14 protein-coding genes are annotated in these 12539 nt (G+C 71.5%); 6 read left to right on the forward strand and 8 right to left on the reverse strand.

The genetic code is table 11. The annotated features are described in order from the left end of the window. Window positions 1–227, forward strand: a 227-nt coding sequence (locus tag AC07D6_RS29075; protein ID WP_479049308.1) for a hypothetical protein, incomplete at its 5' end; no start/stop codon positions are given. A gap of 188 nt (window positions 228–415) precedes the next feature. On the opposite strand, the gene AC07D6_RS29080 is transcribed toward AC07D6_RS29075, so the two are convergent. Next, window positions 416–784, reverse strand: coding sequence for a hypothetical protein (locus tag AC07D6_RS29080; RefSeq protein ID WP_479049482.1), 369 nt, complete (start codon window positions 782–784; stop codon window positions 416–418). A gap of 3 nt (window positions 785–787) precedes the next feature. Between AC07D6_RS29080 and AC07D6_RS29085 the strand changes: the two genes are divergently transcribed. Continuing rightward, window positions 788–1465: a hypothetical protein gene (locus tag AC07D6_RS29085; RefSeq protein ID WP_479049478.1), complete on the forward strand. Its 678-nt coding sequence runs from the start codon at window positions 788–790 to the stop codon at window positions 1463–1465. 876 nt (window positions 1466–2341) lie between these two features. On the opposite strand, the gene AC07D6_RS29090 is transcribed toward AC07D6_RS29085, so the two are convergent. After that, window positions 2342–3361, reverse strand: coding sequence for a YaaC family protein (locus AC07D6_RS29090; protein ID WP_479049310.1), 1020 nt, complete (start codon window positions 3359–3361; stop codon window positions 2342–2344). Window positions 3362–3424: 63 nt separating this feature from the next. Between AC07D6_RS29090 and AC07D6_RS29095 the strand changes: the two genes are divergently transcribed. Then, on the forward strand, window positions 3425–3952 hold the full coding sequence (locus tag AC07D6_RS29095) for a hypothetical protein (protein WP_479049312.1): 528 nt from the start codon (window positions 3425–3427) through the stop codon (window positions 3950–3952). Between the two features lie 203 nt (window positions 3953–4155). Here the strand turns inward: AC07D6_RS29095 and AC07D6_RS29100 are convergent, their stop codons facing one another. From AC07D6_RS29100 to AC07D6_RS29115, 4 genes are all read right to left on the reverse strand, one after another. Continuing rightward, window positions 4156–4437: a hypothetical protein gene (locus AC07D6_RS29100; protein WP_479049314.1), complete on the reverse strand. Its 282-nt coding sequence runs from the start codon at window positions 4435–4437 to the stop codon at window positions 4156–4158. A gap of 73 nt (window positions 4438–4510) precedes the next feature. Continuing rightward, window positions 4511–5062 carry a hypothetical protein gene (locus tag AC07D6_RS29105; protein WP_479049316.1) on the reverse strand — a complete coding sequence of 184 codons (552 nt, stop codon included), beginning with the start codon at window positions 5060–5062 and terminating at the stop codon, window positions 4511–4513. Between the two features lie 338 nt (window positions 5063–5400). Then, entirely contained in the window at window positions 5401–6195 is a 795-nt protein-coding gene (locus AC07D6_RS29110; protein ID WP_479049318.1) for a hypothetical protein, read from the reverse strand. 599 nt (window positions 6196–6794) lie between these two features. Continuing rightward, window positions 6795–7064, reverse strand: a complete 270-nt coding sequence (locus AC07D6_RS29115; RefSeq protein WP_479049320.1) for a hypothetical protein — start codon at window positions 7062–7064, stop codon at window positions 6795–6797. 482 nt (window positions 7065–7546) lie between these two features. Here AC07D6_RS29115 and AC07D6_RS29120 point away from each other — a divergent pair, with 482 nt between their 5' ends. Then, window positions 7547–8224 (forward strand): hypothetical protein, encoded by a 678-nt coding sequence (locus tag AC07D6_RS29120; RefSeq protein WP_479049322.1) that lies wholly within the window; start codon window positions 7547–7549, stop codon window positions 8222–8224. Between the two features lie 241 nt (window positions 8225–8465). Here AC07D6_RS29120 and AC07D6_RS29125 read toward each other — a convergent pair whose 3' ends face one another. Continuing rightward, the gene (locus AC07D6_RS29125; protein ID WP_479049324.1) at window positions 8466–8849 is read right to left on the reverse strand and encodes a hypothetical protein; all 384 of its coding nucleotides are present in this window, start codon (window positions 8847–8849) and stop codon (window positions 8466–8468) included. A 171-nt stretch (window positions 8850–9020) separates the two neighbouring features. Between AC07D6_RS29125 and AC07D6_RS29130 the strand changes: the two genes are divergently transcribed. Further along, window positions 9021–9506 (forward strand): N-acetyltransferase family protein, encoded by a 486-nt coding sequence (locus tag AC07D6_RS29130; RefSeq protein WP_479049326.1) that lies wholly within the window; start codon window positions 9021–9023, stop codon window positions 9504–9506. 64 nt (window positions 9507–9570) lie between these two features. Continuing rightward, a complete protein-coding gene (locus AC07D6_RS29135) occupies window positions 9571–10020 on the forward strand; it encodes a hypothetical protein (RefSeq protein WP_479049328.1) in 450 nt (149 codons plus the stop codon). A gap of 824 nt (window positions 10021–10844) precedes the next feature. Here AC07D6_RS29135 and AC07D6_RS29140 read toward each other — a convergent pair. Continuing rightward, a complete protein-coding gene (locus AC07D6_RS29140) occupies window positions 10845–12242 on the reverse strand; it encodes a replication-relaxation family protein (protein ID WP_479049330.1) in 1398 nt (465 codons plus the stop codon). Window positions 12243–12539: the final 297 nt, after the last annotated feature.

A 12539-nucleotide genomic window follows, 5' to 3' on the forward strand; every position in this document is an offset into this window, starting at 1 on the left:
ACGAAGAACTCCAGACCGCCGGCTACGGCACCAAACCACGGCAAGTCATCCCAACCCGCGTGTGGGACGCCATGACCACCCAGATCGCGGACGGCACGCTCATCAAGGCACCCGGCGCGGCGGACGTGTGGCTAGTGTCCGGCAATCACAGGCAGCTGATGACGGAGACGGGTACAACCGTCTGGACCGTGCCACAGCGTGTGATCGACGCGATTCCCCTGGGGTGAGGTAGCCGCGGGGTCGACAGCCGGGGTGGTGGGCGCTCGATGCCACCACCCCGGCCGCACGCCACCTCTGACGCCTCGTATCTCTGCACTTAAGCTCCCTCCACCGCAGCGAGGTGGGGGAATGGGGAGTTGACTGCTTGGATGGTGAGGCTCGGGCCCATGAACCAGGTGACCGTCCACGTGCGCCGTCACCCCGGGCAACGCTGTTCTCCGTGCTCAAGGATGTCTTCGCAGGGCACGGTCACGGGATACCGCCCCCCTTGGCGGAAGACCGTTCGCCGCGCGACCCTTGCCCGCGCGGCCGCGATCGCCAGTCTCATGCTCGTCTCACGCAGCCACTGGATACCCGACCACGTCGCGCTGGTGGAAAATCTCGGCGCCTCGGACAGTGTCCCGAGAGTGAGCCGCTTGCCGGTCCGTTCGCGCAGGGCGGTCCGAGTGAGGCGGTACCAGTCGGCCTGCTCCTTGGCCAACTCGTCCGGGACCATCGCCGAGGGCAGGTCCAAGTACCACTGGGCGATCCAGACCAGGTCGCCCTGGGTGGGCAGCTGAGCCACCGCCTGCCCGTCGAATACGTCCAGGGCCAGGCCGCCCAGCGGCTGAAGGCGTCGGTGGCGGCGTTCCGGTGGGCCCGGCACACCGGCCTCATCCCCGAGCCGGACGCGTCGTCCTACCAGTGGTCCCGGGCCGCCGTGGAGGCGCTGGATGCCGACGCCATCGGCGCCGCGATGCCCAAAGCGGCGATCTCCGGCAGTGCGGCGGTCGACCGGATCGCCGCCGCGCTCGGCACCCCGAACGTGATCGGCGAGAAGGCGAACGTGACGGCGTTCGTGGTTCACCGGTTCGTCGACCGGGGCCTCCTGGTCGACCTGAGCGCCACCCCCGACGGGACACTGCACCACCCCGGCCAGGTCGAGCAGGTCTGCCGCCGCGAGGCCCTGGCCGAGCTCGTCGCCGACACCCCGCTCGGACCGGAGCAGGCCGCCGCCCACCTTCGGGTCCGCCGTGCCGACTTCAACCACATGGTCCGGCTCGGCTGGATCCGCTCCCCGCAGTCGATCGAGGTCCGCTTCGGCACCAGCCGGGCCGGAGCCGTCGACATCGCCCTCTACACCACCACCTCCGTCGACGCCCTCGTCCCCGCCCACCCCGAAGCCGACTGGGAGCAGCTGCGCACGATGGGGAAGGGCCGGCGCTCCCCTCTCGCCGCGCTGGCCAAGCAGGCCGCCGCGGCCTGACCCGGGCCGCTGCTCGTCGACGCCGCCTCTCCTCGTGTCCGGCGGGGAGGGCCGGCGTCGCCGTGTGGGGTCAACCGCAGCAGCGGAACAGCCCGCGGCGGGGCTTGCCCGGCCCCTGGTCGTGATCCGGCTCCGGTTCCGGGGGCGTGGTGGCCTGGAGGCGGGCGGCTTCGGCGGCAGCGCCACGACGTCGCCGTGGAACGCCGGCACAGCCTCACCGCCCGCTGCCCCGCTATGCCGGCAGGAACAACCAGTCGGGACGGCGACACTACCGCCGCGCGGTGCCGGCACCGCGCGGCGGACGGCAGGACGACAGCGCCACGGAACGGCAGCACCACAGCAGCACGGCGGCACGGCGAAGCACAGCGGCGGGGACGCCGCAGCGGCACGGCGGGACCGCGAAGTGGCGGGACGACGACCGCGGGCGGCGGCGAGCGGGTGGCAGGGCACGGAGACAGCGGGACGGCGCGGCGGCACCACGGGCGGGCCGAGCGGCGCCCGCCCCGCAGTTACAAGCGAGGACACCAAAAGCCGGGGCCGCGACAGCGCCGCCCCTGGCGGCGGGCCCGCGGCGAGAGGGCAGCCAGAGCGACCGCGCCGCAGATGCTCAGGCCCTCACCACCCGGCCGAACGCGGCACGCAGAACACCAAGGCAACAGGGTGTCGACGCGGCAGCAGCAGGGGCGCCCCTACGACGGCCCGGGCGGGCTGAGCGGCGGCGGGACGGGACGGCCAAGGCCGGAGCGGCGTGCCCGCAGCGGCGGCCCGGCGCACCGCAGCAGGACCGCGGAGCGGCGGGACGGCGGCACCGCGGGCGGCACACCGGAGGGCCGGACAGGGGGTGGTCCTGTCCGGCCCCACTGGTTTGTCCGTACGTCATGCTGAGACCTCTTCAACCGTAGACACGATGAGGTCCGGGAGGACGTCGATGGCGCGCTTCAACAAGCCTTCGATCGGGACGGCGTGGCTGTTGCTGTCCACACTGATGAGTCCGACCCATCCGGCCGGCTCGTAGCGGGCCAGCATGGATAGCGTGTAGACGACCGACCACCAGGCCATCAGCAGGTGCGGTTCCCTGCCTGTCGATGAAATCGCCGGCAGGAACCAGCGTGAGTGGCCGTGGCTCCGGGTGAGGCCGTGAAGGTGGGCACGGCGCTCTTCGACGGAGGCGTGTCCTTGGGACATGAGCCAGCTCACCCCGAGTTCGCCACCGCCGTGGTCATAGCGGGTGAAGTCGGGTGGCCCGTCGGGGCGGGGTGTCCGTCGGACGTACTCGTGATGCTGGGCGAGGCCCGGGTACTTCGCGAAGAATGCGTTCACCGTCTCCCTGCTGCCGTCATCGATGACCCAGTCGGGGATGTCACAGACGGGGACGTGCAGCAGAGGATGGGGGTCGCCGTGGATGCTGCGATCGTCCGTGTACAGGGCGGGGTGCCGGTCCCGGCCGGTGAGCGGGTAGTCGAGGTTGACCGGCAGCATGTCCCAGACGTCTTCGAGGCGTACCGGGTCCTTGCCCCAGACCGGGGAGTCGAGGAGCTGGCTCAGTCGCACGAAGCTGCCCCGTGATGTCGCGGGGTCGGTGCGGATCTCGATGTCGGCGAAGGGCTTGTCGAAGCCGCTGGCCTTGATGCCGTGCCCATCGAGTCGCCAGTCTTCGCCCTTGAGGTCGACCGCCGCAGCGGCGATGGCGCGGCCCGCCTGGCTGAGGCCGTAGAAGACCTGCAGGGGGCGAGTGGCCGGTCCCACCACGGAGGCCGCGCGGAACATCTGCTCCGCCTGTTCTAGCGCCGCCGCGTAGGTCTTCCGGCGTGCTCCGTTGCCGGCCTTGCCGGGCGGGTTCGCCCGGCTCGCGCGCAGCTTCTCCCACACCTCGTCAGGATCCGCCTTCATGTACATGCACAGACGCTACCTGACCCAAACGGCTCCCGAAGCCTCTACCGCAGGGTCTAGGGTCCGCCCATGAGTGAGTTCTGGGACGCGGCCAGCGCGGTCGCAACAACAGCGGCAACGGGCGTTGCCCTCTGGTTGGCCGTGCACGAGGTACAGATGAGGCGGAAGGACGAGACTGACAGGCAAGCCGCCCAGGCTCGCTTGGTGGTGTCGGCCATCGAGGGAACGCGGGGCGAGGTGGTCAATCACAGTTCTGAGCCCTTGCTTGAGCTGAGGATCATCAGGGCCGACGCCGACGTGGACGGGGGGCCGGTCGCAATGCGTTGGGACGAGGATACTCAACGTATATTTCGCAACGTGTCGGCCGGTGAGGAGCGACACCTTGAGCTGCTGGTACAGGGCTGGGGGCCGCTGTTCCACCCGGAACTCAGCTACGAGGTGGGCACTGATGAAGGCGTCGCTCCCTTCAACGCCACCAATCACCGGCTGACCATCCAGTTCCTCGATGCGGCCGGTCTGTGGTGGCAGCGTGTTGGGCTTGAGCCGCCCACCAGAGTTCTCGGAGAGCCTGCGCAGCCTGCGGCAAACCCGGAATAGGCCAGGCACCGGTTAAAGGCTCACATCTACCTGGTTAACACGACCGCTGGCAGCAACCGGACGACGGCAACCAGGCTCGAAAGGCCCTCCTCCGTCGACCCTTCCCTGGGGGTACTTCATGGCTGTGTCCAAGCGCCTGCGATACGAAATTTTTCGGAGGGAAAGGAGGGCGGCGACGAGTCGTACGTGCGGCCCCTCTCGCCCTACCTGGGGTCAGGGGTGTCTCCAGACCAGTCCCAGCAGTTCTGCTCGCCGGGCCGCGGGTCGTACAGGGCCCTGCCGCCGGCGCCGAACTGCCCGAGCTCGGTTGTCAGCGCGACGCCGGTCTGGATCTCGTCCGCGCTCCAGCCGGTGCTGTCGAACAGCAACCCGTCGAGCGGGCCGCCGACCAGTTCGGTGTAGGCCCGGTCGGGCCGCGGGCCGGGGTGGTCGTGGTCGGCGCCGTAGACCCGGCCGCGCAGCAGCTGCTCGTCATCACGGTCCATCCGCTCAGCCTGGCAGCCACCACTGACAGCCGTGCTCAGTCTCGTCAGCGATAGCTTTCAATGACTTGCTGGATCACTGTTCCCAGGGGGCTTTGTGGCCTTCGGGGTCTAGTGCTGCGGCAGCACGGAGATCCCGTTCATTTCCTTTGGCCAGCTCGCGATCCCAGTAGGCAGTCTGTGCGGGATCAGTATAAAGCGGCCGTCCGAGCATCTGATACATCTCGCTCCGTGCGCGAGCATGTTCATCGCTGGCTCGTACCTCGACCGCAGCTCGGAGCTGGCGAGCAGCTTCGACCTCTCCGATGCGGTGCATATGACCAAATGCCTGCCCGACAAAGGCCGCACAGTCTTCCCAGCCCTTGCGTTCCGTCATTTGGTAGGTGGCAATAACCGCGTAAAGCAGTAGTTCCTGAATTCCGCCCTGATCGCCCCATACCTTCGGAGCGATTGCTTGCATGACGTAAGAGGCCCCGTAGTTCGCCCTCTCTCGCGGGTTGGGATCACGCCGGGCTTCGACCAACAGGCCGTAAGCGTGTCCGTTTGGATCCTCAAGACCAGCGAGCCACTCCTCTACGTACGCGCGGAGGTCTCGACCGGCAACAACATACTCGCGATCGTCTGTCATGGGCACTTCCTGTTCGTCTCTGACCCGGTCTAACTGTGCAAGCCGCACCAGCCATTGTGGCGCTCACCGCTGACCACACGGTCGTCTAGGACCACCGCGATGCGCCAGCATCCGGATCATGTACGGAAGCGGGAGAACCAGGTGCAGCAAGCTGGCGACCACCTGCTCACTCGACCGGTGCTCGTACCGCTCGAAGCCATGGACGACCTGCCCCACTGGCTTCCGAGAAAGGCCTAGTCGCTTTGCTGAGGACTCTGGCTCCGTCAGTGATCCGCCGGACAAAACCTAACCGGCGGGGCCGGGCAGGGGAAGCTCTGTCCGGCCCCGCCGTCCTGCGCTCAACAGGCCCGGCCGCGCGGACGCGACCCCGCCTCTTCGCTTACTTCCGCGATGCGCGCGACGAGAGCGGTGGCGTTGTCCGCGTACGGGTCCGGTAGCGCGTGGGCGTGCCGGACGGCGTCGTCGACGAGGCGTCCGGCGGCGTCGTGTGAGTCGCCGGTCAGGTAGGTGCGCAGGTCGTGGTCGGCGTCCTCGTGGGGTTCGTAGGCGCCGTCGGATGCCAGCAGCAGCCACCCCGGCCGGGCCGGAGCGCGCAGGTACTCGATGGCCGGGTGGCCCCAGAGCTGTTCGGTCTCCTGGTCACTGCGTCCCAGCCCGAGGCAGGCGGTAATCAGGTTGCGGTCCCCGTAGCCGTCGCAGGCGCGGCGAGCGTTGTGGTCCTCGGTCAGCAGCCACAGTGGGCCGTCGAGCCCGTCGAAGAGGAGGTAGGCGCGGGCGTCATCGGACCAGGCGGGTGAGAACTGGCCGCCGGAGGCGTGGATGGCGACGACGGCCGCGGGCAGGCCCTGCTTGAGGCGGCGGGCGGGGTTGGCGGCGTAGCGGTCGTACTCGGCCCGCAGAGCGGCCTCCGCGTCACCGCGCACGGCGGCGGCACGGGCCAGACGGCGCGCGGCGGTACGCGTCCAGGAACGCACCGGCCGGGTGTCGCCGACGCCGTCGAGGAGAGCGTAGGCCCAGGTGCCGTATGGCATCGTGCACACCGCGGTCGCGTGGCACTGGAAGACCCGGTCACCGAGCCGCTGGGCGGGGGCGTACGGCTTCACGGCCAAGTCGACGTCGACGGCCTCCCGCATGCGGCAAGCCTCCCAGAACACGAGCCCGGACAGGGCGCTTCGCAGGGAATCCCCGGGCGGAGCGGGTGCCCGCCGCAGCTTGTCGCGAGGCGGCGGGACGGATTCGCGTGCCCGGCGCGCGGGTCCGGCCCTCACGGCACGTCGCCCTCCCAGCCGCTGGCGGGCTTCTCACCCAGCGGTATGGGTGGGGGCCGTTACGGTTGGGTGTGCTGATCGTCGCCCGGTACCGCGGCGCGGCGCCGGCGGCGGGGAGCGGCCCGGTGGTACTGCCCCCAGAGCGCTGGGCACCGGGCCTGACCCGCACACTCCCTACCGGCACGGACTGCCCGCGATCCTAGCCCGGCAGCACACCCGGGATGCCGGGACCGGCCGGGCCGGCGCCCAACGGTCGGCGCCCCGCGCGCGGAGGCGGCGTCGGGCGGGGCGGAACCGGTTCGACGAACTCGGCGCCGGCCGCGCGCTCGGCGGCGGAACGGGCCCGCGGGTCACACACCGGCGCCTCGGAAGGGACCTCGGGGCCGGGGCCGGGCCCGAGCTCCCGGCGACGTACAGCGCTGCTCACGACGGCGCACTCCCCCGCCGCCGGCCCGCACGTCCGGTCACGGCACGTCGCCCTCCCAGTGCCACACCAGCAGCTCGGTAGGGTCGGCCGGCCCGTACAGGGCTCGCCCTCCCGGCCCGTAGGCGCCCGCTTCCGTGATCAGCGCCGCCCCCTCCGCCAACTCCTTCGGTGGGCAGCCGGTCACGTTCACCAAGAGCCCGTCCAAGGGGCCGCCGTGCAGGGCGGCGTAGGTGCGGCCAGGCTTCGGCCAAGGATGCGGGTCATCATGATCAACCCCGTAAACCCGGGGCCGCAGGCTCTCCGTCATACCCGCCAGCATCCCGCACAACAGCCCCCCGGCAGAGGAGATTTGACAGCCCAGCCCAAGGCCACTCGAACGGCCGCCGGAACACCCCGTACGGCCAGACCGGAACGGGAGAAGCCGGCGCCGAGGGCGAGGAGACCTGGCGCCGGCCGTTACGCCCGGGCGTGCCGCTCGTCGCGCGACCGGACGACGACCCGGGACGGGCCAACCGGGCCGGGCCAACCGGGCCGGGGCGGGCCGGGGCGGGCCGGGCCGGGGCGGGCCGGGGCGGGCCGGGCCGGGGCGGAGCGGCGGGCGGTGGCGGCCGGGGCGGGGTGGGCCGGGGCGGTGGCGGCGCCCGAGTGGGTGATTTTCCCTTCGCGTACGCGGGCGCAGTCCTAGCAGTGCGCGTCCAACTTGCCTATTTCTAGGGGAGCTTGACAGTTTTTCATGCGTTCTGTCATGTTCTGTCCGCCGCTTCCGGCGAACGAGCGAGAGGTGATCTCATGCGACGAACCGAGTACGACGCGAGCCAGGCCGCCAAGCGCCTGAAGGTGTCCGCAGCCGCCTTCCGGTGGGCCCGGCATACCGGCCTCATCCCCGCCCCCGACGTGTCGACGTCCCTGTGGTCCCGGGCCGCCGTGGAGACACTGGACGCCGACGCCATCCGGGCCGCGATGCCCTCCCCGCCGATCTCCGGCGGCGCGGCGGCCGACCGGATCGCCGACGCGCTCGGCACCCCGAACGTGATCGGCGAGAAGGCGAAGGTGACGGCGTTCGTAGTACGCCGGTTCGTCGACCGGGGCCTCCTGGTCGACCTGAGCGCCACCCCGGACGGAACGCTGCACCACCCCGGCCAGGTCGACGAGGTCTGCCGCCGCGAGGACCTGGCCGAGCTCGTCGCCGCCGACACCCCGCTCGGACCGGAGCAGGCCGCCGCCCGCCTCCGGGTGCGCCGTGCCGACTTCGACCACATGGTGCGGCTCGGCTGGATCCGCTCCCCGCAGTCGATCGAGGTCCGCTTCGGCACCAGCCGGGCCGGAGCCGTCGACGTCGCCCTCTACACCACCGCCTCCGTCGACGCGATCGTCCCCGCCCACCCCGAGGTCGACTGGGAGCAGCTGCGCACGATGGGGAAGGGCCGGCGCTCCCCTCTCGCCGTGCTGCGGCCCGCCGCGGCCTGACCACTCGCCCCGGCCAAGAGCTTCGGGAGCTCCGAGTGCCGCCCGGTCCTCCCGGCCGGGGCGGGCGCAGCAAAACGCCCCGCCGTCCCTTCACGGGGACGGCGGGGCGGGGCATCGGCCCGTCTTTTCGTCGCGGTGTCGGACCTGGTGGGTGGGGGCCCCGGCCTGTGGGCTCAGCGGGGGTACGGGATCAGGGCGACGACGGCAGGTACCGGTCGATGGTGGAGCGCGTCAGCCCCGATCATGCATCTTCGTCTTGGAGACGCCCGCCGCCTGTGCGGCCACCCATGAGGAACAGGGCCGATGCCGGGTTGGCGAGGCTCTTGCCCAGTTGCTCGCTGTCGGCCGCGACCGTTCGGAGTTCCGCGGCGGTCGTGGCCACCTCGGTCTTCACCTCGCCCCGCTCGACCGTGACCTTGTCGCTCTTGGCCAGGAGCTCCAGGACGTCGGCGGTCTGCTCGAATGCCTGCGGGAGGCGGTCGACCAGCGACTTCAGCGCCTGGGTGGCTTCCGAGAGAGCAGGCGCCGGCAGGGCGTTCGCGTCGTCCAGGAGTACACGGTTGTACCCCTCGATCAGGTCCCGGGCCTGCCGAGCCAGCTTCGCCGGATCCGCCTTCGCCGCCATGTCCTCGCTCCTCACCGCTGGGTGGCCCTCAGTGTTCCAGAGCCGGTGCCGGCGGCAGATCCGTTCATGAGGGGTTCCGGAGTTCAGGGGGTGGCGCGGTTCAGTACCTCCGTCATGTCGTCGATGGCCGTGGACAGTGACTCCGCGCCGGAGTCCTGGAACACTCGAGTCATGCCGCTCATCCGTGACATCGCCCCAGCCGACTACCCGGTGGTGGAGGGGCTGCTGTACTCGAACCATCTGGGAGACGGCAGCTTCTACGACCCCGAGGGCCTGGACGTCGTCGTGGCCGAGCTCCACGGGCGTCTCGTCGGTGTCGCCGAGTTCCAGCTCCACTGCGACTTCGGGCATGACGAAGGCCGGGAGGCGTATCCCGGCGAGCAGACGTTCATCTTGACGATGGCCGTTGCCCCTACCGATCGTCGTGGCGGGGTCGGCCGGGCGCTTCTCACCGAGATCGCCCGCCGGGCCCAGGAAGCCGGCCACACGTTCTTGGCCCTGGTGCCGCAGGACGGCGCCGACGCGACCGGCCGACAGGCGTTCTTCCAGGCGTGCGGGTTCACGCTCTACGGCCCGGCCGGACCGGGCGCGGCATGGGGCTGCCCGGTCTCGGAGATCCTCGCCGTGAAGAACACGGCCGACGCCGCAGGTGGGTAACCCGCACCGTGCTGTGGCCGGAGCGGAACCGTGTCCGCCTTGCTGGTCGGGGGGTTGACCGGGCATGGAGAACATCACCGCCGCGGCCGGGACCACGGTGCCGGGTGCCGCGATCGAGCAGTTGCTGTTCACCGCCGGCTGGCTCACGGGCGTGCGCGCCACCGCGAACGCCGCCCTGACCGAGCAGGCGGACTACGCGTACAGGCTGGCGTACGCTCTGTCGGGCGGGGGCGAGCTCCATCCCGACGCGCACAGCGCCGCTCTCGCCAACCTCCTGCACAGCGTGACGCCGGGCATCGTCGCGTTCGCCCTGCACCACCTACGCCCGCTCCTGCCCGACCTCACCGACGAGCAGTGGACGCGTATCGACGCGGCCGCCGTCGCTTTGGACCTGCGGGTGTGCGAGGACCTCAGCGGCGCCGGCATCGTCGAGGAGACCGCAGGGCCCGCGCTGGCACACGCTCCGTGTACGACCGGCCGGGTCGACTGCGGCCCGGCCCCGGAGCGGTCCTGATCCGGCAGCAGACCGGGAAGGCCCCTGGCGTTGTGCGAAGCCCGGGGCCCCGAGGTGTTCCAGAGGGTTGCGCCGGTGCTGTTTGTGGCCGGTGTGTGCGTTCCCCCGGGTGCGAAGGGAATCATCAGGCCGCCGGCGGAACCAGCCGCGGCCCCGGCCCGGCCCGGGCTCGTCCTCCGGATCCGGCACCAGCGGCGCCGCAAGCGGCGGGCGGCACGGCCGAGGCCCGGGCAGCGGCAGGGTGTCGACGCGGCGGCGGGACGGCAGCGCGGCAGGAACACGAAGCGGCGGAACAGCCCGCAGCGGGGCTTGCCCGGCTCCTGGTCGTGATCCGGCTCCGGTTCCGGGGGCGTGGTGGCCTGGAGGCGGGCGGCTTCGGCGGCAGCGCCACGATGTCGCCGTGGAACGCCGGCACAGCCTCACCGCCCGCTGCCCCATTACGCCGGCAGGAACAACCAGTCGGGACGGCGACACCACCGCCGCGCGGTGCCGGCACCGCGCGGCGGACGGCAGGACGACAGCGCCACGGAACGGCGGCGCCACAGCGGCACGGCGGCACGGCGGCACGGCGGCACGGCGGCACGGCGAGGCACAGCGGCGGGGACGCCGCAGCGGCACGGTAGGACCGCGAAGTGGCGGGACGACGACGGCGGGCGGCGCCGGGCGGGCGGCAGGGCACGGAGACAGCGGGACGGCGCGGCGGCACCACGGGCGGACCGAGCGGCGCCCGCCCCGCAGTTACAAGCGAGGACACCAAAAGCCGGGGCCGCGACAGCGCCGCCCTGGCGACAGGCCTGCGGCGGGACGGGCGGACGGCCCCTCCGTCAGGAGCGGAACCGCGCGAACCATCCGCCCTCCTCCCTCTGCTTGGGCACGGCCTGGTCGTGCTCTTGGTGCTCGGGCCCGGCCTGCTCGGCTTGGCGTTCGACGGTGATGGCGCGCTGCTTGCAGTCGTCGCACAGGTGCGGGTGGGTCTCGCGCGGGGCGTCCCACCCGGCGGGCTCGATGGCCTTCCACCGTTCGTCGGTGAAACGGGTGCCGCAGTCGGCGCACACGGGACGGCGGGCCTCCTTCTCGGCTCTGTGCTGTGCGGCGGTGCGGCGCAGCTCCTCCTGGTGCTCCCGCTGGCGGGCGGCGTACTCGGCCTGCTTCCGGGCGTCGTAGGCTTCGCGGCGCGGGTTGCCGATCGCCTCGATGAGGGTCTGGTTGTGCGGCCGGCCGAAGCGCCGGAAGACCGCTCCGGCCGGGCCGTGTTCCTTCAGCTGCTTCATGCCGGTGACCACGATGGGCAGCTTGCCGTCGTACACGTGGAAGCCGCCCTCGTACGCCCTGCCCTTCCAGTGCCGTTCGGTGAGCTCGGCCAGCTGCGCGATGACGGTGTTGGGGTTGCGCGGGCCGATCCGGTTGAAGACGAGCAGCAGCGGCGGGTGCGGCTGGTCGCCGCGGCGGCCGTCGGGCACCCACCAGCGGGTGCGCCACATCGGCCGCTCCTTGCCGTCGACGTCCTTCACCTTCCGCTGGCAGAACCGCATGTACTTGTCGACCTTCGCGGCGAGGACCTGCGCGGACTCGAAGCAGTTGTCGATCTCCACGAACAGCAGCGGCACCCCGTCCTCGGGCGCGGCGATCACGATGTCCGCCTGGGCGCCGCCCTTGCCCGGGTTGGCCCAGGTGCCGGTCGCGGGCAGCGCCACCTCGGTCGCGTAGGAGGCGATGGTGCCCACCCCGGCGGGCGCGTCGGCAGCGGCCTGCGCGGCGGCGAGGACGTCGGCCGGCTCGCTGGCGAGCTGGGCGAGGTCCGGCTTCGGGCGCAGCAGGGCGAGCACGGCTTCGTTGACCGTCATCGGATGGGAGGCGCCGGTGCGGCCCGCGCCGCGGGCCGGGTTGCCCATCTCCCCCACCGGCCGCCCCAGCTCGCGCGCGGCGGCCTTCAGGCCCATGGGCGTCAAGTTGCGCAGCGTGTCCCCGCCCGGGAGCTGCCCGCCGTTCTCCGCCAGGCCGTGCTTGCGCAGATCGGACAGCGCCCCGGTGTGAGAGGCGGTGCGGGCCTGCTTCCGCTTCGACGGCGTCGGCTTGCCGGTGTGGCGATAGCTCAGGTGCGGGGCTGAGATCTGCTGGACCTGTTCGACCGTGGCGACCTTCAGGACTCCGAGCACGCGCAGCACGTCACCGCGCAGGTTGTTCGACGACCCCGCCGGGTTCTCCTCACGCTTCCCCGCCATCAGCTGCGCTCCTTCCCCGTCGTCTGGCGCGCGCGGCCACCTGCCGAGCACCGGCCGCGCCCGACCGCGGAGGGCGCCCGGCCCCCGAACCCGATGATCTCCTCCTCTACGGACATCACTTCAAAGTTCAGGAGTAGACAAGAGGGTTGTGACAACGCGGCGCGCGGCCGTATCTGCGTGGTGACCTGGGCTTTCTCCGTCCAGTTCGGTGCCGGGCACCAAAGTGGGTTCCACAGTGGCCTCCCAAGCGCGCACCACAGGAGGCCGGACCGGCTTGCCCGCTGCTGGTCAGGCCCG

This window comes from Streptomyces sp. NPDC045287 (genome assembly GCF_056432325.1).

What these genes read in the sequence shown, in the direction of transcription:
- AC07D6_RS29090 (WP_479049310.1), bottom strand. Translation starts at nt 3,361, where the DNA reads ATGTACATGAAGGCGGATCCTGACGAGGTGTGGGAGAAGCTGCGCGCG.
- AC07D6_RS29095 (WP_479049312.1), top strand. Translation starts at nt 3,425, where the DNA reads ATGAGTGAGTTCTGGGACGCGGCCAGCGCGGTCGCAACAACAGCGGCA.
- AC07D6_RS29100 (WP_479049314.1), bottom strand. Translation starts at nt 4,437, where the DNA reads ATGGACCGTGATGACGAGCAGCTGCTGCGCGGCCGGGTCTACGGCGCC.
- AC07D6_RS29105 (WP_479049316.1), bottom strand. Translation starts at nt 5,062, where the DNA reads ATGACAGACGATCGCGAGTATGTTGTTGCCGGTCGAGACCTCCGCGCG.
- AC07D6_RS29110 (WP_479049318.1), bottom strand. Translation starts at nt 6,195, where the DNA reads ATGCGGGAGGCCGTCGACGTCGACTTGGCCGTGAAGCCGTACGCCCCC.
- AC07D6_RS29115 (WP_479049320.1), bottom strand. Translation starts at nt 7,064, where the DNA reads ATGACGGAGAGCCTGCGGCCCCGGGTTTACGGGGTTGATCATGATGAC.
- AC07D6_RS29120 (WP_479049322.1), top strand. Translation starts at nt 7,547, where the DNA reads ATGCGACGAACCGAGTACGACGCGAGCCAGGCCGCCAAGCGCCTGAAG.
- AC07D6_RS29125 (WP_479049324.1), bottom strand. Translation starts at nt 8,849, where the DNA reads ATGGCGGCGAAGGCGGATCCGGCGAAGCTGGCTCGGCAGGCCCGGGAC.
- AC07D6_RS29130 (WP_479049326.1), top strand. Translation starts at nt 9,021, where the DNA reads ATGCCGCTCATCCGTGACATCGCCCCAGCCGACTACCCGGTGGTGGAG.
- AC07D6_RS29135 (WP_479049328.1), top strand. Translation starts at nt 9,571, where the DNA reads ATGGAGAACATCACCGCCGCGGCCGGGACCACGGTGCCGGGTGCCGCG.
- AC07D6_RS29140 (WP_479049330.1), bottom strand. Translation starts at nt 12,242, where the DNA reads ATGGCGGGGAAGCGTGAGGAGAACCCGGCGGGGTCGTCGAACAACCTG.